This window comes from Nissabacter archeti (assembly GCF_018257325.1).
Classification (GTDB): Bacteria; Pseudomonadota; Gammaproteobacteria; order Enterobacterales; family Enterobacteriaceae; genus Chimaeribacter; species Chimaeribacter arupi.
Map to the genome: position 1 here is coordinate 175,155 of NZ_JAERKB010000012.1, position 17,677 is coordinate 192,831.

17 protein-coding genes and 2 tRNA genes are annotated in these 17,677 nt (G+C 55.5%); 10 read left to right on the forward strand and 9 right to left on the reverse strand.

Annotated features, from left to right (window positions below):
* The first annotated feature begins 104 nt into the window (after positions 1–104).
* The 4 genes from nrdH to nrdF are packed head-to-tail and all read left to right on the forward strand — an operon-like array spanning position 105 to position 3,875.
* Positions 105–335 (forward strand): glutaredoxin-like protein NrdH, encoded by a 231-nt coding sequence (gene nrdH, locus JK232_RS17440; protein ID WP_072930107.1) that lies wholly within the window; start codon positions 105–107, stop codon positions 333–335.
* Positions 336–345: 10 nt separating this feature from the next.
* Positions 346–750, forward strand: coding sequence for a class Ib ribonucleoside-diphosphate reductase assembly flavoprotein NrdI (gene nrdI, locus JK232_RS17445; RefSeq protein WP_101829088.1), 405 nt, complete (start codon positions 346–348; stop codon positions 748–750).
* A complete protein-coding gene (nrdE, locus tag JK232_RS17450; protein ID WP_072930105.1) occupies positions 726–2,876 on the forward strand; it encodes a class 1b ribonucleoside-diphosphate reductase subunit alpha in 2,151 nt (716 codons plus the stop codon). The genes nrdI and nrdE overlap by 25 nt, the downstream gene beginning before the upstream one ends.
* Before the next feature lie 36 nt (positions 2,877–2,912).
* Positions 2,913–3,875 carry a class 1b ribonucleoside-diphosphate reductase subunit beta gene (gene nrdF / locus JK232_RS17455; protein ID WP_394854004.1) on the forward strand — a complete coding sequence of 321 codons (963 nt, stop codon included), beginning with the start codon at positions 2,913–2,915 and terminating at the stop codon, positions 3,873–3,875.
* Positions 3,876–3,919: 44 nt separating this feature from the next.
* Here the strand turns inward: nrdF and puuE are convergent, their stop codons facing one another.
* The 3 genes from puuE to JK232_RS17470 are packed head-to-tail and all read right to left on the reverse strand — an operon-like array spanning position 3,920 to position 6,423.
* Positions 3,920–4,897, reverse strand: coding sequence for an allantoinase PuuE (puuE, locus tag JK232_RS17460; protein WP_072930101.1), 978 nt, complete (start codon positions 4,895–4,897; stop codon positions 3,920–3,922).
* Positions 4,898–4,940: 43 nt separating this feature from the next.
* On the reverse strand, positions 4,941–5,687 hold the full coding sequence (hpxA, locus tag JK232_RS17465) for an allantoin racemase (protein WP_212589456.1): 747 nt from the start codon (positions 5,685–5,687) through the stop codon (positions 4,941–4,943).
* A 4-nt stretch (positions 5,688–5,691) separates the two neighbouring features.
* Positions 5,692–6,423 carry a GntR family transcriptional regulator gene (locus tag JK232_RS17470; protein WP_072930098.1) on the reverse strand — a complete coding sequence of 244 codons (732 nt, stop codon included), beginning with the start codon at positions 6,421–6,423 and terminating at the stop codon, positions 5,692–5,694.
* A gap of 198 nt (positions 6,424–6,621) precedes the next feature.
* Between JK232_RS17470 and JK232_RS17475 the strand changes: the two genes are divergently transcribed.
* Positions 6,622–8,136, forward strand: a complete 1,515-nt coding sequence (locus tag JK232_RS17475) for an NCS1 family nucleobase:cation symporter-1 (protein ID WP_101834542.1) — start codon at positions 6,622–6,624, stop codon at positions 8,134–8,136.
* A 62-nt stretch (positions 8,137–8,198) separates the two neighbouring features.
* Here the strand turns inward: JK232_RS17475 and JK232_RS17480 are convergent.
* Both JK232_RS17480 and dnaQ read right to left on the reverse strand, forming a co-directional pair.
* A tRNA-Asp gene (locus JK232_RS17480) sits at positions 8,199–8,275 on the reverse strand.
* Positions 8,276–8,410: 135 nt separating this feature from the next.
* Positions 8,411–9,142 carry a DNA polymerase III subunit epsilon gene (dnaQ, locus tag JK232_RS17485; protein ID WP_072930094.1) on the reverse strand — a complete coding sequence of 244 codons (732 nt, stop codon included), beginning with the start codon at positions 9,140–9,142 and terminating at the stop codon, positions 8,411–8,413.
* A gap of 55 nt (positions 9,143–9,197) precedes the next feature.
* Between dnaQ and rnhA the strand changes: the two genes are divergently transcribed.
* Positions 9,198–9,662 carry a ribonuclease HI gene (gene rnhA, locus JK232_RS17490; RefSeq protein WP_072930084.1) on the forward strand — a complete coding sequence of 155 codons (465 nt, stop codon included), beginning with the start codon at positions 9,198–9,200 and terminating at the stop codon, positions 9,660–9,662.
* On the opposite strand, the gene JK232_RS17495 is transcribed toward rnhA, so the two are convergent.
* Positions 9,659–10,378 (reverse strand): methyltransferase domain-containing protein, encoded by a 720-nt coding sequence (locus JK232_RS17495; RefSeq protein WP_072930082.1) that lies wholly within the window; start codon positions 10,376–10,378, stop codon positions 9,659–9,661. The genes rnhA and JK232_RS17495 overlap by 4 nt on opposite strands.
* A gap of 42 nt (positions 10,379–10,420) precedes the next feature.
* Between JK232_RS17495 and gloB the strand changes: the two genes are divergently transcribed.
* Both gloB and mltD read left to right on the forward strand, forming a co-directional pair.
* Positions 10,421–11,176, forward strand: a complete 756-nt coding sequence (gloB, locus tag JK232_RS17500) for a hydroxyacylglutathione hydrolase (protein ID WP_072930080.1) — start codon at positions 10,421–10,423, stop codon at positions 11,174–11,176.
* 70 nt (positions 11,177–11,246) lie between these two features.
* On the forward strand, positions 11,247–12,629 hold the full coding sequence (gene mltD, locus JK232_RS17505) for a murein transglycosylase D (protein WP_072930078.1): 1,383 nt from the start codon (positions 11,247–11,249) through the stop codon (positions 12,627–12,629).
* Between the two features lie 88 nt (positions 12,630–12,717).
* Here mltD and JK232_RS17510 read toward each other — a convergent pair whose 3' ends face one another.
* Together JK232_RS17510 and JK232_RS17515 are read right to left on the reverse strand one after the other, a co-directional pair.
* The gene (locus JK232_RS17510; RefSeq protein ID WP_101834536.1) at positions 12,718–13,518 is read right to left on the reverse strand and encodes an endonuclease/exonuclease/phosphatase family protein; all 801 of its coding nucleotides are present in this window, start codon (positions 13,516–13,518) and stop codon (positions 12,718–12,720) included.
* Positions 13,519–13,722: 204 nt separating this feature from the next.
* Positions 13,723–14,904 (reverse strand): MFS transporter, encoded by a 1,182-nt coding sequence (locus JK232_RS17515; RefSeq protein WP_212589457.1) that lies wholly within the window; start codon positions 14,902–14,904, stop codon positions 13,723–13,725.
* A gap of 114 nt (positions 14,905–15,018) precedes the next feature.
* On the opposite strand from JK232_RS17515, the gene yafC reads away from it, so the two are divergent.
* Positions 15,019–15,930, forward strand: coding sequence for a DNA-binding transcriptional regulator YafC (gene yafC / locus JK232_RS17520; protein ID WP_072930071.1), 912 nt, complete (start codon positions 15,019–15,021; stop codon positions 15,928–15,930).
* Between the two features lie 174 nt (positions 15,931–16,104).
* Positions 16,105–17,271 (forward strand): oligogalacturonate lyase family protein, encoded by a 1,167-nt coding sequence (locus JK232_RS17525; RefSeq protein WP_072930069.1) that lies wholly within the window; start codon positions 16,105–16,107, stop codon positions 17,269–17,271.
* Positions 17,272–17,452: 181 nt separating this feature from the next.
* On the opposite strand, the gene JK232_RS17530 is transcribed toward JK232_RS17525, so the two are convergent.
* Positions 17,453–17,529: transfer RNA gene (locus JK232_RS17530), tRNA-Asp, on the reverse strand.
* Positions 17,530–17,677: the final 148 nt, after the last annotated feature.

Sequence of the window (17,677 nt, forward strand, 5' to 3'; positions counted from 1 at the left end):
CTAATGTGCGCCGCTAACCCTGACATCGCCCTCTGCCTGCCCGTTCACCACGCGGCCGACAGAATAACGCCCACGTCTCAGCCTTACAAAGGGAAATGCGAATCATGAGCATTATTATTTACAGTAAACCGGACTGTGTCCAATGCAACGCCACCTACCGCGCCCTGGATCGCCAGGGTATCGCCTATCAGGTTATTGACCTCACTGCCGATGACGCGGCCCTGAACCATGTGAGATCCCTGGGTTATCAGCAGGTACCGGTGATTGTGGCAGGCGACCAGCACTGGTCCGGCTTCCGCCCTGACCTGCTCAGCACGCTGGCGGCGGCACACTAAGGTGAGCCTGCTGCCTCCGCTGGTCTATTTCTCCAGCAGCTCGGAAAATACCCACCGCTTTATTGTGAAGCTCGGGCTGCCGGCGATCCGCATTCCGCTGGACCGCACGCCGTTGCGCGTCACGCAGCCCTATATCCTGGTGGTGCCGAGCTACGGCGGCGGCAGTGTCAACGGGGCGGTGCCGCCCCAGGTGATCCGTTTTCTTAACCAGCCGGACAACCGCGCGCTGATCCGCGGGGTGATTGCGGCCGGGAACACTAATTTCGGTGCCGCTTACGGCATCGCCGGGCAGATCGTGGCACAAAAGTGCCAGGTGCCCATGCTCTACCGCTTTGAATTGCTCGGCACGCCGGGCGATGTCGATAACGTCATGAAGGGAGTGACCGAATTTTGGCAGCGACAGACCTCGCACTAACTGAGCCGGCGCTTGCACGCCCGGACTACCATGCGCTGAACGCGATGCTGAACCTGTTTGATGAACAGGGGCAGATTCAGTTTGAACAAGACCGGCTGGCGGCGCGCCACTATTTTCTTCAGCACGTTAACCAGAACACGGTGTTTTTCCACAATCTGGAAGAGAAGCTGCGCTATCTGGTGGAAGAGAATTATTACGAGGCGGAAGTGCTGGCGCAGTACAGCCCGGCGTTTATCAAGCAGCTGTTCCGCCAGGCTTACGCGCATAAGTTCCGCTTCAAGACGTTCCTCGGCGCGTTTAAGTACTACACCAGCTATACGCTGAAAACCTTCGACGGCAAACGCTACCTGGAACGCTATGAAGATCGCGTCTGTATGGTGGCGCTGACGCTGGCAGCCGGTGACACCGCGCTGGCGCAGCGGCTGGTAGAGGAGATGATCAGCGGCCGCTTCCAGCCCGCGACCCCGACCTTCCTCAACAGCGGCAAAAAGCAGCGCGGTGAGCTGGTCTCCTGTTTCCTGCTGCGCATCGAAGACAATATGGAGTCGATTGGCCGGGCGGTGAACTCGGCGCTGCAACTCTCCAAACGCGGCGGCGGCGTGGCCTTTATGCTGACCAACATCCGTGAGGCCGGCGCGCCGATCAAGCGCATCGAAAACCAGTCCTCCGGCGTGATCCCGATCATGAAGATGCTGGAGGATGCCTTCTCCTATGCCAACCAACTGGGTGCGCGCCAGGGCGCGGGGGCGGTTTATCTCCATGCCCACCATCCGGACATCCTGCGCTTCCTCGATACCAAGCGCGAAAATGCTGATGAGAAGATCCGCATCAAAACCCTGTCATTGGGGGTGGTGATCCCGGATATCACTTTTGAGCTGGCGAAGAATCACGAGCCAATGTACCTGTTCTCACCTTACGATGTGCAGCAGGTGTATGGCGTGCCGCTGTCAGAGCTGTCGGTCACGGAGAAATACCGTGAGATGGTGGCGGACAAACGCATCCGTAAGCAGAAAATTGACGCGCGCGCGTTCTTCAAAATCCTGGCGGAGATCCAGTTCGAATCCGGTTACCCGTACATGATGTTCGAGGACACAGTTAACCGCGCCAACCCGATCCACGGCCGCATCAACATGAGCAACCTCTGCTCGGAGATTTTGCAGGTCAACGCCCCGACCACGTATCACGAGGATCTCTCGTATGCGCAGATCGGCAAAGACATCTCCTGTAACCTCGGCTCGCTGAATATCGCCCTGGCAATGGATGCACCGGATTTCGGTGCCACAGTGGAAACCGCTGTCCGCGCATTGACGGCCGTCTCCGACATGAGCCACATCCGCTCCGTGCCGTCGGTGGATCAGGGGAACCAGCGCTCGCACGCCATTGGCCTCGGCCAGATGAACCTGCATGGCTATCTGGCGCGTGAACGCATCCATTATGGGTCAGACGAGGCGCTGGATTTCACCAATATCTACTTCTATACCGTGGCGTACCACGCGGTGCGCGCCTCTAACCAGCTGGCGATAGAGCGCCAGACCCGCTTCGACGGCTTTGAGTTGTCTGCGTATGCCAGCGGCCGTTATTTCGATAAATACCTCGAGCCGCGCTGGCAGCCAAAAACCGCCAGGGTGAAGGCGCTGTTTGAGCAGGCGGGTATCCGCATTCCTGATGTGAATGACTGGGCGGCGCTGAAAGCCTCGGTGATGGCGCACGGGCTGTATAACCAGAATTTGCAGGCGGTGCCGCCTACCGGTTCCATCTCCTATATCAATAATTCGACCTCCAGCATCCACCCGATTGCGTCGCGTATTGAGATCCGCAAAGAGGGCAAAATCGGCCGCGTCTATTACCCCGCGCCGTTTATGACCAATGACAACCTGGAATACTACCGGGATGCCTATGAAATCGGCCCGGAAAAGATCATCGATACCTACGCCGAAGCGACGCAGCATGTCGACCAGGGGCTGTCACTGACGCTGTTTTTCCGCGACACCGCCACCACCCGCGACATCAACAAAGCGCAGATTTACGCCTGGAAAAAAGGCATCAAAACCATCTATTACATCCGCCTGCGGCAGATGGCGCTGGAAGGCACTGAAGTGCAGGGCTGCGTCTCCTGTACGTTGTGACGAGAAAAAGGGATACCCATGAGTGCATTACCTGAAATGGCCGCCCGCCGCGTGCAGAAGGCGATCAACTGGAACCAGATCGAAGATGATAAGGATCTGGAAGTCTGGAACCGGCTGACGGCCAACTTCTGGCTGCCGGAGAAAGTGCCGCTGTCCAACGATATTCCTTCCTGGGCCACGCTGACGCCCCAGGAGCAACAGCTGACCATCCGGGTATTTACCGGCCTGACGCTGCTGGACACGGTGCAGAATGTGGTCGGCGCGCCTGCGTTGATGGCGGACGCCATCACCCCCCATGAGGAGGCGGTGTACGCCAATATCGGCTTTATGGAGGCCGTCCATGCGCGCTCCTACAGCTCGATTTTCTCCACGCTCTGCGCCACGGTAGACGTGGACGACGCCTTCCGCTGGAGTGAGCAGAACCCGTTGTTGCAGAACAAGGCGGAGATCGTGCTTTCGCATTACCGGGGCGATGACCCGCTGATGAAGAAAGTCGCCAGCGTGTTCCTGGAGTCGTTTTTGTTCTACTCCGGCTTTTACCTGCCGATGTACTGGTCAAGCCGTGCCAGGCTGACCAATACCGCAGACTTGATCCGGCTGATCATCCGTGATGAGGCGGTACACGGCTATTACATCGGCTATAAGTTCCAGAAGAATTTGCAGCAGGTGGATGAAGCCCGCCGCCGCCAGGTGAAGGCGCAGGCCTACGATCTGTTACAGGATCTCTATGAGAATGAACTGCGTTACACCGAAGACCTGTATGACGGCGTGGGCTGGACGGAAGATGTGAAAAAATTCCTGCACTACAACGCCAACAAAGCGCTGATGAACCTCGGTTATGAGGCGCTGTTCCCGGCCTCCATGGCCGAGGTGAACCCGGCGATTTTGTCCGCGCTCTCACCGAATGCCGATGAGAACCACGATTTCTTCTCCGGCTCCGGCTCCTCGTATGTGATTGGCAAAGCCGTCAATACTGAAGATGAAGACTGGGATTTCTGACAGAGAGCGGCCATCACGGCCGCTTATTTTCAGGCTGACGGTTTTCAGGCGGAGGGATAAGGATGCATTGCCTGCCAGTGATCGGCAATCTCCTGCCGGCGGCAGATCCAGACCCGCTCATGCTGCTGGATGTAATCCAGGAAGCGTTGCAGCGCACGGAATTTCCCCGGCCGCCCCAGCAGGCGGCAGTGCATACCAACCGACAACATTTTCGGTGCCGTTTCCCCTTCCGCATACAGCACATCAAAGCTGTCTTTGAGATACGTAAAGAACTGCTCTGCGGTGTTATAACCCTGCGGGGAGGCGAAGCGCATGTCGTTGGCTTCCAGCGTATAAGGGATGATCAGGTGCGGCTTGCGCGTGCCGTTGCCCAGCGTGACCTCCGTCCAGAACGGCAGATCATCACCGTAATAGTCGCTGTCATACTGGAAGCCCCCGTGCTCTGCCACCAGCCGCCGGGTGTTCGGGCTGTCGCGCCCGGTGTACCAGCCCAGCGGTGCCTGCCCGAACAGATCACGCAGAACGGCCACCGCCCTCTCCATATGTTGGCGCTCGGTGGCCTCATCCATCTGCTGATAGTGGATCCAGCGCCAGCCGTGGCTGACCACATCGTAATTGGCCTGTTTGATCGCCTCGACGACGGCCGGGTTGCGCGCCAGCGCCATCGCCACGCCAAACACCGTCAGCGGCAAACCACGGCGGGCGAATTCATGGTGAATGCGCCAGAACCCGGCGCGTGACCCGTATTCATACAGTGAATCCATCGACATATGGCGATCCGGGTAGCTGGCGGCACCGATGATGTCTGATAAAAACTGTTCCGACCCGGCGTCACCGTGCAGGACGTTATTCTCCCCGCCCTCCTCATAATTCAGCACAAACTGCACCGCGATGCGCGCCTTGCCCGGCCAGTTGGCATGGGGCGGCTGCCCGGCATAGCCTGCCAGGTCACGCGGGTAGTTTTCGGTAAAGCCGTAATCCGGCCGGGTGATGGCACTGTGTGCTTTTATATTGTCATGCATAGCATTTCCTTGTGAAAAGACGCCACCGGCTGGCTGCCGGGGGTTACTGATTCAGGCCGAAAAAGCGGCCGGAGAGCGGCTTCGCCAGTGGATAGGCCAGATCGCCCTGTTTGCTGGTGCGCAGCCCGAGAGCGGCCAGCGCCTCGACCATTTTTACCGCCGCGCTGACGCCGTCGATCACCGGAATGCCCAGTTCATCCGTCAGCGTCCGCGCCAGGTCGGCCATGCCGCCGCACCCCAGCACCACCGCCCCGCTGCCGTCGTGGTCACGCGCGGCGATACAGAGTTCACGCACCCGCTGCTGGGCGAGGCCGCTGCCGTCTTCCAGCGCCAGCACCGGCAAGTCAATGGCGTGCAGCCCGGCGCAGTGACGCTCGAACCCATACTGGTACAGCAGGTGGCGGGCAATCACCAGCGTGCGCGGCAAGGTGGTCACAATAGAAAAGCGGGTCGCCACCAGCGTCGCGAAGTGCATGGCCGCCTCGGCAATACCGATAACCGGCGCAGTCGCCAGTTCACGCGCTGCCAGCAGGCCCGGATCGCCGAAACAGGCGATGATATGGCCGTCAACACCGGCATCCCGGCCAATCCTGATCTGCTCCAGCACGCCGAGGGCGGCGATCGCCTCATCAAAATGGCCTTCAATAGAGGGCGCGCCCTCCTGCGGGCAGACCGCCAGAATTTCGTTGCCGGGGGCGGCCACCACGCGCGCTGCCGCCGCAATGGTGGCGGTCATCGCTTCACTGGTGTTGGGGTTTATTACCTGAAGCGTTAACGGACGGGGAGACATGGCATCACTCCTTACTGTTAAGGGCTGCAGCATACGGCGCGAAGATACGGCTGAAGTCCGGCACTTTTTCGGGTGCCGCCTCAAAACGCAGGCTGGAGAGAATGGCGTCAAAGTGTTGGTGCATATGCGCCGTCAGCGCGGCGGTGTCGCGCTTTTTCAGCAGCGCCAGCAGTTCATCATGGTCATGGCAGCGGCAGCCCTGCTGCCACGGTGCGCCCCAGGCGGCGACCACCAGCGAGGAGCGCAGGGTCAGCTGCGACACCAGCTCCGTCAGCACTGCGTTGCCGGAAATCGCCTGTAGCTGGACGTGAAACGCAGCAGAGAGGCGGATGGCCGCCGCGCCGTCGTGGGCGTCATGCGCCTGTTGCTCATCCCTGACGATGTTCTTCATGGCGGCCAGATGCGGCGGCTGGCAGTGCGCCACCACCGCCGGCAGGTTGGCGCACTCCAGCATCCGCCGGGTGGCGAACAGATCGCGCGAGGCATCCGCGCTGGGCGTGGCCACCTGTGCACCGCGCTTGGGCGTCAGGGTAATTAATTGCACTGCGGCAAGGCGTTGCAATACCCGGCGGATGCCGGTGCGGCTGACGCCAAACACCTCGGCCAACGCCTCCTCCGGCAATTTACTGCCCGGCAACAGCTGATGTTCAACGATGGACGTCACCAGCGCGTTAAAAATGTGATCGTCCTTATCCAGCGAAAAATAGGCGGAATTCAGCCCGTCCCAACTCGTCATAGCGCCACTCCGTATACTTTATTGCAGCAAAACGTATACATGGGTTGTTCGTTCTGTATACAAGAAAACCTCATTTGTCCGTCCCGGTGACGAAATCTGGCCTGATTCCTGCACTTGCCTTTACGACAGTGTGAACCGCGGTGCACTGCACCTGACGCCGATAAATGATGGCTTGTCCTGTAGAGAGGAGCACGTTTTATGCCAAATCCGGAAATTACCGCCGCAGATGCGGACAGCCTGCCGAATGCCGCCAGCATCAAAGCGCATTACAGCCCGAAATTGTGTAATGCCGATCTGGCACCTACCAAAAACCAGAGCTGGAGTTGGTACAATATCTTTTCGTTCTGGATGTCTGATGTACACAGTATGGGTGGGTATGTGGTGGCCGCCAGCTTCTTTACGCTGGGGTTGTCGAGCTGGCAGGTGCTGATCTCGCTGCTGGTGGGGATCTGTATTGTGCAGCTCTGCGCTAACCTGGTAGCGAAGCCCAGCCAGATGGCCGGCGTGCCTTATGCCGTTATCTGCCGCCAGGCATTTGGGGTGTTTGGCGCCAATATCCCGGCGGTGATCCGGGGGTTGATCGCCTTCGCCTGGTACGGCATCCAGACTTATCTGGCCGCCAATGCCCTGATGCTGGTGCTGCTGAAATTTGTGCCGTCGCTGCAACCGCTGACCCAGAGCCATTGGCTGGGGCTGTCTGCCCTTGGCTGGATCTGCTTTGGGATTATGTGGGTGTTGCAGGCGATGGTGTTCTGGCACGGCATGAACGCCATTAAACGTTTTATCGATATCGCCGGGCCAGCGGTCTATGTGGTGATGCTGATGCTGGCCGGGTGGATCCTGTATAAAACCGGGCTGGATAAGATTTCGTTTACCCTCTCCAGCAAAGTGCTGACGCCGGGCCAGCAGACCTGGGAAATGGTCACCGCCACGGCGCTGGTGGTCTCCTACTTCTCCGGCCCGCTGCTCAATTTCGGCGACTTCTCACGTTACGGCAAAACGATGCAGGAGATCCGCCGCGGCAACCGCTGGGGCCTGCCGTTTAACTTCCTGCTGTTCTCCGTCGTGACGGTGGTCATTGTTTCCGGTACGCAGAGCCTGTTCGGCCAGATGATCACAGACCCTATTGAGACAGTGAGCCGGGTCGGCAACAGCGTGGCCGTGGCCATCGGCCTGCTGACCATGATCATTGCCACCATCGGCATTAATATCGTGGCTAACTTTGTCTCACCGGCATTTGATTTCTCTAACTGTGCACCACAGAAAATCAGTTTCCGCACCGGCGGCATGATCGCCGCCATCGGCTCGGTGCTGCTGACGCCGTGGAATCTGTTCCAGTCGCCGGAATTGATTCACTACACTCTGGATGTGCTGGGGGCCTTTATCGGGCCGTTGTTCGGCATTCTGGTGGTGGATTTTTACCTGATTAAACGCGGCCGGGTGCATACCGATGACCTGTTCAATGCAACCGCGTCCGGGCGCTACTGGTACCGGAACGGTTTTAACCCGAAAGCGATTGTGGCGCTGCTGCCGGCGGTGGCCATTGGGCTGATGATTAGCTTTACGCCCGGCTTGCACGCGGTGGCGAACTTCAGCTGGTTTATCGGGGTGGTGCTGGGCGGCGGCGCGTACCGGTTTATTGCGCGCCATGATCGGGAGGCAAGCACAGACACCCTGTACAGCCCGGCCGCCATGCGTAAACAATCCCGTTAAAGATGCGGGATAGCAGAAACGACGAAGCCCTGAGTTATTGCTAACTCAGGGCTTCTGAATATTGGCGGTGCGGACGGGACTCGAACCCGCGACCCCCGGCGTGACAGGCCGGTATTCTAACCGACTGAACTACCGCACCGCGCTGTTGTTCCGGTTGAGAACGAGGCGGATATTACGGCCACACCGCCTGCCCGTCAATGCTTTTTCTTTTAAAACTATTCGTTTGCACAGTTTTTCTCCGCATGGCGCATTTATTATGCGACCTGCGGAAAAATCAGCCGCGCCACAGGCAACTGCCGCCCTTCTTCATCACCAGATCCAGGCGCGATTCGTGGGTCGCGACTTCGTCATCACTGGCATACACCACTTTCAGGCCACTGCTCGGCCGGGCAATGCGCTGGATCCCCTGCTCCTGGTTCTGCTGCTGGCGATCGCTCTCCAGAGAAAACGAGAGTGACGTCTGGCCGCCGGTCATCGCCAGGTAGACTTCCGCCAGGATTTCGGAGTCGAGCAGTGCGCCGTGCAGCGTACGTTTGGTGTTGTCTATCTGGTAACGGTCGCACAGGGCATCGAGGTTATTACGTTTGCCGGGAAACAGCTTGCGCGCCATCAACAGGCTGTCGGTGATGGTGCAGAAGGTGTCCGTTTTCGGGATGCCGCGGTTGAGCATGCCGAATTCGTAATCCATAAAGCCGATATCGAACGAGGCGTTATGGATCACCAGCTCACCGCCGCGGATGAACTCCAGGAATTCCTCTGCGACATCAGCAAACGTCGGTTTGTCGGCCAGGAATTCGTCACTGATCCCATGTACGCCGTAGGCTTCCGGGTCCACCAGCCGGTCGGGCTTCACATAGACGTGAAAATTGCGACCGGTCAGGCGGCGGTTGATCACTTCAACCGCACCGATTTCAATAATACGGTGTCCTTCGTAATGAACCCCCAGCTTGTTCATGCCGGTGGTTTCCGTATCCATAACAATCTGTCGTGTAATTGCAGTGCTCATAGCGCTCGTTTATGTCAGACTTGGCGTTTAAAACTGATGGAAGAGTCTACCAGAGATGAGTAAACAGGTAGAAATTTTCACCGACGGTTCTTGCCTAGGCAACCCCGGCCCCGGTGGTTATGGCGCAATTTTGCGCTACAAGCAGCACGAAAAAAGTTTCAGCGCAGGCTACCGCCTGACGACCAATAACCGGATGGAACTGATGGCGGCCATTGTCGCCCTTGAGGCGCTGACCTCGCCGTGTGAGGTGGTGCTGAGCACCGACAGCCAGTATGTGCGCCAGGGGATTACCAGCTGGATCCACAACTGGAAAAAGCGTGGCTGGAAAACGGCTGACAAGAAAGCGGTAAAAAATGTCGACCTCTGGCAGCGGCTGGATACCGCCATCAGCCATCACCGCATTACCTGGGAGTGGGTCAAAGGCCACGCCGGCCACCCGGAGAATGAGCGTTGTGATGAGCTGGCGCGGGCTGCGGCGAATGCCCCCGCGTTTGAAGATATCGGCTATCAGCCGGCTTAAGGCACGTCGCGGTAGCTTTTCGTTGCGCCCACGGCCCGGCTCAGGCTGGGCTTGCGCAACCCAATTTTTTTAGCTGTCGGCGTCAGCGGCAGTGTGCGTTTCCGCGCCACCATGACCCCCAGGCACCCTAACGCCGGCAAATGGGTGCTCAGCATTTTCCCGCCCTGCCCGCACCAGGGCAGCACCTGCATACGGGAGTGGTACATCACTTCATAATTGAGCAGGCCCAGCCAGTCCAGCAAGCGCATCTGGGTAAACATCTGCCCGCTGAACGGCTGACGACGACGCACCACCGGCAACAGTTTGCCCATTCCCAGCAGGCTCAACAGGTTAAAGTTAGTCATCACCAGCCAGCCGTCATCAATCAGCACCCGGTCAACCTCACGCAAAATGCGGTGCGGATCGTGGGCATACGCTAAAGTATGGGCAATCAGGCAGGCATCCACCGACTTTTCGGCAAAGGGTAACAGGTACGGGTCGGCAATCACCTGGAGGCCCTCCCCCTGCGGCCCGACATTCACCTGATGGGAAATAGGGCACTTTTCGCTGTTGATTTCAGCGCTGAGGGTGCCGATTTTTAACAGATGGTAGCCATACATTTTCGGCCACCACGGCTGTAACTGTTGCTCCAGCGCAGCACGCCACACCTCCCCGCGGGGAATGTCGCCCCAGGAGCGTGGTGTGCTCAGAATGTTGGACGGGTGCGCGGATTGCATGGTTTATTATCTTCTTTCAAGCGTTTGCCAACGAGGTAATCAATGAATCTTATCAGCATTCCTGCCCTGCAGGACAATTACATTTGGTTGCTGGATGACCAGCAAGGCACTGTCATCATCGTCGACCCCGGTGAAGCCGCACCGGTGCTGACCGCGTTGCAGCATCACCAGCTGACCCCGACCGCCATTTTGCTGACCCATCACCACCATGATCATGTCGGGGGCGTAAATGAGATTTTGCAGCACTATCCGCAGGTTGCGCTTTACGGCCCGCAGGAAACAGCCGCCAAATTTCGTCAGATTACTCTGAAACAGGGTGATGAGATCACGTTAGGGCAGCAACATTACCGCATTTTTGACGTACCAGGGCATACATCCGGCCACATCGCTTACTACAGTGCCCCTTATCTTTTCTGCGGCGATACGATGTTTTCAGCCGGTTGCGGACGGTTGTTTGAGGGGACGGCACGCCAAATGTACGAGTCGTTTCAACAGTTAACCGCTTTACCAAAAGATACGCTGATCTGCTGTGCCCATGAGTACACCCTCGCAAATCTTAAGTTTGCCCGCTCAATTTTACCTGATGATCGCGATATAGAAACACATGAGCAACAAGTGCAAGCAATGCGTAAAAAAGGGGTGCCAAGTGTGCCTACAACGCTGGAAAAAGAGCATAAAATTAACGTATTTTTACGTTGCCATGATACTGATTTACAAACGAAATTAGGATTTGTCTTACCTGTTAGTGAGCCTTGGCAGGTTTTTGCCCGATTACGTGAGCGGAAAGACAGTTATTAAACCTTTTTCTTGTGTTGTTTGGCGAAGCAAAGTATTATCGGTCGTCTTTTAAGCAACTATTGACACACACATGAAGGCTAAAGCGATACTTCTCGCCTCTGTGTTGCTGGTCGGTTGTCAGGCGTCAAGGCATGACGCAACGCCACCGTTACAGCACGCACAGAGTTTGTCTTCGGCAGGTCAAAGTGAAGCAGGAGAGTACACAGGGGCTGGTCGAGAGACCACGGCGCGATGGCTGGGCAGTAGTAACAGCGACATCGCGCAGCAAGAAGACTTGTGGAACTTCATTAGCGACGAGCTGAAGATGGAGGTTCCGGAAAATTCCCGGATCCGTGAACAAAAAAAGCGTTACCTAAAACAGAAGAGCTATCTCCACGATGTAACATTACGGGCAGAGCCGTACATGTACTGGATTGTCGAGCAGATTAAACAACGTAAGATGCCGATGGAACTGGTACTGCTACCCATAGTGGAGAGCGCTTTTGACCCCAAAGCGACGTCGTCCGCCAATGCCGCAGGGCTTTGGCAGATTGTACCAAGCACGGGTCGCACATATGGTCTGAAACAGAACCAGTGGTATGACGGTCGCCGCGACGTGGTGGCATCGACGACTGCTGCGCTTGATATGATGCAACGCCTGAACCGTATGTTTGATGGCGACTGGTTATTGACCGTCGCAGCGTACAACAGCGGTGAAGGTCGCGTTTTACAAGCGATTAAAGCGAATAAAGCACAAGGCCGTCCGACAAACTTCTGGGCATTGGCGCTCCCGCGGGAAACGTCGATTTATGTTCCAAAAATGTTGGCGCTTAGCGATATTCTTAAGCATAGCAAACAATATGGGATTCGCTTGCCCAAAACCAACGAAAACCGGGCGCTGGCGCGGGTTGAAGTGGGGCAGCAAATGCAGTTAACACAAGCCGCTGAAATGGCAGGCATGTCGTTAACCAAGCTGAAATCCTTTAATACGGGTTACAAGAAAGGCGTGACTGCGCCGAATGGCCCGCACTATATTTTGGTACCGAAAGCCCATGCTGATCAGTTGAAGGACTCCCTGGCGGACAGCGACATCGCCGCCGTAGAGACGAAACTGGCAAAAAACAGTGCGGCTTCCGGTTCCAGTTATACGGTGCGCCCAGGGGATACGCTGTCGGCGATTGCCGCCCGGTTGAATGTCAAAACCAGCGATTTGCAACGTTGGAACAACTTAGGCCGTTCGAGTACGGTCAAAGTAGGCCAAAATCTGCAAATTGCTGACAAAGCATCAGCCAACCTGACGGCAGCAAACAGCATCACCTATCAGGTACGTAAAGGGGATTCACTGGCCAGCATTGCCCGCCGTCATGGGGTCAATATCAGTGATGTTATGCGGTGGAATTCGGCGTCGAATAACCTGCAACCCGGTGACAAGCTGACGTTGTTCGTCAACAACAAGCTGACGCCAGATACCTGAGCCGTTACCGACCCTGTTTTGCTGTGTCAGACCCTGTCTGTTATATAAAAAAAGCATCCTTCGGGATGCTTTTTTATTGCCTGACCCCCTACCCGGCCGGCGTTGAGCGGGGCACAAATTCGACCAGCAGAGGATTATGATCGGATGCCCGCGTGACCAGCACCGTGGCGGCAGAGACTTTCAGCCCACGATAAAAGACAAAATCGAGCGGTTTGCCAAAAGCCCGGCGCCGGTGATCATCGGTAAAGTTCACCTCTTTCAGGCCAGAACGGCGGGCAAAGGTAAACAGCGCATTCATGCGTTGACGGCTCCAGGCGTTAAAGTCGCCCGCCATAATCACCGGCCCGGCGTGGGACGCCATCTGTTCCCCAATCGGATCAAGCTGCTTACTGTAAACATCCACCCCCAGGCTGAAGTTCACCGCGTGGATATTCACCACCATCACCAGCTCCCCGTTTGTCAGCGGATAGACCGTCACCAGCGCTGATTTGGATAACCGCAGTAGGGGCTCACGCTCCCGTAACGGGCAGCAATAGACCGGGTGCGCCGCGGCCAGCGTCATCACCCCAGACGGGTGCTGCGGCAATACAATCGCCGGTACCTGATCTGCGGCCAGATAGTGTGAGGTCGCAAATTTAATCAGCTCTGGTGTCGTCTGGGCTTCCTGCAACAGGACCAGCTGCGCATCTTTACCAAAATTTTTCAGCACTGAAAGCCATTCAGCCCGCTGCTGCTTAAAGATATTCCATACCATGACACGCAGAACATCTGAGTTCGGCAACGCCTCACCAGGCGGCAAGGCCTGCCCCAATTGCGCTACCGCACCAGGAAAGATTCGCTCAACTGGTTGTCCGGCAACATATCTCATCGCATATGTCTTCTTCGGCACGCTGAAGCCTTCTCCCTTGTGTTATGAGGCTGCTGGTCTGACAGCCATGCCAGCAACATAAGAATGAGTATACGCGCAGAGTAAGCATAGGAAAAATCAGTTTCAGGCATGGATGCGCCTCGTTGGGGAAGCGCATCGCAAGGTAGCAGAGGTCACACCGTTACGGTTTACCGATACCCGACGGCGAACAGAGACGGGGAGCTATCAGGCGGCAGGCAGTACCGCAGGCTTTTTTCTGTCCAGATAACCGCTGAGGCTGACCAGCAACAGCGCAGCCAGCACGATCACGCCGCCGATCCAGGGTGTTTGCGCCAGCCCTAACCTGGCAACCGTCTGCCCGCCAATGGATGACCCTAACGCAATGCCCGCATTGAAGGCCGCAATATTCAGCCCGGAAGCAATATCAACCGCGTCAGGTGCATAGTGCTCTGCTTTTTGCACCACATACACTTGCAGTGCCGGCACATTACCAAAAGCGAAGATGCCCATCACCAGCAGCGTCATTAACGCAGGTATGCTGTAGCTGGCTGTAAACTGGAAAACCAATAGCAGTATTCCCAGCGCACCAAAAATCAGGGTTAATGCACGCACAGCGCCATGACGGTCTGCCAGCTTCCCTCCCCAGATATTGCCGATGGCGACTGAGATGCCATAGGCCAATAAAATCCAGCTCACGGCCGGGGCAGAAAACCCTGCCTGTTGCTGCATCATGGGTGCCAGGAAGGTAAAGGTGGTAAATACGCCGCCATATCCCAGCGCTGTGATGGCATAAATCAATAACAGATGAGGATTGGTCAAGACGCGCATCTGCTGCCTGAGCGGGACAGAGGGGCTGTTTTTAATCGTTCCAGGCAGCAGGAACAGGCTGGCTAACATGGCGATGAGGCCAATAAACGACACCACCAGAAACGCTTCCCGCCAACCAACATGCTGGCCGATAAACGTCCCTAACGGCACCCCCGTGACGAGTACGATGGTCAACCCACCAAACATCATGGCGATAGCAGAAGCCGCTTTTTCTTTGGATACCAGGCTGGTCGCAATGGTTGAGCCTATAGAGAAGAAGACGCCGTGAGACAGCCCGGTCACTAACCGCGCGGCGACTAATGTCATATAATCAGGCGCCCGCCACGCCAACAAATTTCCCAGCGTAAACAGCAGCATTAAACTGACCAGCAACATTTTTCGCGGCACCCGGCTGGTTAAGGCCGTCAGCACCGGGGCACCTACCGCGACACCTAAAGCGTAAATAGAGACCAGTAATCCGGCTGAAGGCACGGTGACCTGTAATTGCCCGGCAATCGTCGGGATCAGCCCGACAATAACAAACTCTGTTGTTCCTATGGCAAAAGCACTGATCGTCAGCGCCAATAACGCAATCGGCATAATAAGCTCCAGATAATGTTCAGATAATGTTCAGATAATGGCGGCCATTATCTGGCTATGCTTAAATGACTTAAATTACCGAAATAGCAATTGATTCTTGCATGGATAACAACAATGCGCGCAACGTCAGATGAACTTATGACTTTTGTCACCGTCGTAGAATGCGGCAGTTTCAGCAAAGCGGCCGCTCAGCTTGAGCAGGATAATTCGGTAGTCAGCCGTATGGTAAAACGCCTTGAACAAAAGCTGGGGGTGACGTTACTCAACCGTACGACCCGCCAGATCAGCCTGACACATGAAGGAGAGATCTATTTCCGGCGGGTACAGCGGGTATTACATGAAATGGCCGCCGCAGAAAATGAGCTGCTAGATAACCGTGAAGCTCCACAGGGACTGCTGCGGGTTGATGCGGCTACCCCTGTTATCCTGCATATGGTGACGCCTTTAGTCAGCGCTTTTACCCAACGCTATCCTCAGATTGAATTATCTCTGGTGGCCTCTGAAAGTTATATCAATCTGATTGAACGCAAAGTCGATATTGCCATCCGCTTCGGTGAACTCGGTGATTCCAGTTTGCGGGCCAGGAAATTGATGGTGTCTTATCGCCGTATTATTGCGTCACCTGATTATCTCATGCGTCATGGAATGCCCATGACACCAGATGATTTGCTGCAGCATCATTGCCTGGGTTTTAATGAAGTGATTGCGCTTAATCGCTGGCCGCTGCTGTATCGGGATGGGCAGCAAGTTGAAGTGACCCCTTCGATGACCGCCAATAACGGCGAGACGTTACGCCAGTTAGCCCTGCATGGTAATGGTGTTGCCTGTCTCTCTGATTACCTGATCCAGGATGATCTTAATCACGGGCGGCTTGTCGAGATCTTACAGGATCATTTGCTGCAGGTTGCGATCCCGATTCATGCAGTCTATTACAGCGATCAATCAGTCAGCAGCCGCATCCGCTGTTTTATCGATTTTTTGGCTGAACACCTGCCCTCACGCATAGGCCAGGCCATGCGTGATTAAAAGGGTAAACCTGCATAAAATTTTGTGAGCAATTTAACAGACTCACGCTTGCCTGCTCCCAAGCGTAAAATAACCCAGTATCATCGCCTTAACATTGAAACGATGTTTCAAAAATACAAACATCGAACTGATGCAGTTACGTCATGTGCTGACTGCTAAATAAGGAGATGTACTGTGGCTAAAGGTTCTCGTATTACCCTTGATTTCCATACCTATCGTGATGCCGGCACAGGTGCAGAAGTAACACGCCTGACGCCGCCTGATGTACTTTGTCATCGTAACTATTTCTACCAAAAATGTTTTAATCAGACTGGTGACAAGCTGTTATTTGCAGGCGAGTTCGATGGAAACCGGAACTATTATTTGATGGATCTGACCACTCAGCAGGCTGTTCAATTAACTGAAGGGCCTGGCGATAATACATTTGGTGGTTTTTTATCTCAGGACGACCGTTACCTTTATTACGTAAAAAATGAGCGTCGTCTCCAACGGGTCGAGTTGGCTAATTTCCATGAAGAAACGGTTTACGAAGTGCCTGAACAGTGGGTCGGTTACGGTACCTGGGTGGCGAACAGTGAATGCACCAGTCTGGTCGGCATTGAAATCGATCGTAATGACTGGATGCCGCTCACTGACTGGAAAGTATTCCATACCTTCTTTACCCGCAAACCGCATTGCCGGTTGCTGCGCATCGATCTTAACAGCGGCCAGTCACGCGTCATTCATGAAAATAACCTCTGGCTGGGGCACCCGATCTACAGGCCCTATCATGATGACACTGTCGCATTTTGTCATGAAGGCCCGCATGATTTGGTTGATGCGCGGATGTGGCTGGTGAATGAAGATGGGACGAACGTACGTAAAGTAAAAGAACATGCCGAAGGAGAGAGCTGCACGCACGAGTTTTGGGTGCCGGATGGTTCCGCGCTCATTTATGTCTCATACCTGAAAAATCAGGCAGATCGACAAATTTGGCGCTATAACCCTGACCGCAATCACAATGAGGTCATCATGACTATGCCGGCTTGCTCCCATCTTATGAGTAATGAGACAGGCACACTGTTAGTCGGGGATGGATCAGGTACGCCGGTAGATGTGCAGGATGCCAGTGGATACACAATTGAAAATGATCCCTGGCTCTATGTGTTTGATGTAAATAAAAAACAGTATGCACGTGTAGCGGCTCATCATAGTTCATGGCAAGTTCTGGATGGCGATCGCCAGGTGACTCACCCCCACCCCTCTTTTACACCTGACGACAAAAAAATCCTGTTTAGTTCTGATTTTGAAGGTAAGCCTGCCATTTATCTGGCCACATTACCCAATGATCTTTTTAATTAAGGATACTGAACCGGCATTTTCAGGCTACATAAGGCTGAGTTTGCCGGTTGAGATCCATCGCGGCTGAAAAAGAAGGGTACAGATTGGTGAAAGAGAGAGGATGTTATCAGCCCATATTGGGGAAAAAGGACTCCCAGAATGCAAAAAGCCCTGAGCTGATGCTCAGGGCTTATGCAATAAGTGGCGGTGCGGACGGGACTCGAACCCGCGACCCCCGGCGTGACAGGCCGGTATTCTAACCGACTGAACTACCGCACCACCGATTCTTTTACGTTAACAGAGAGGTCATTCTGTTAACCGGTGTCACTTGCCTGCCTTTCAGCAGGGCTTTAATTTGATGCCTGGCAGTTCCCTACTCTCGCATGGGGAGACCCCACACTACCATCGGCGCTACGGCGTTTCACTT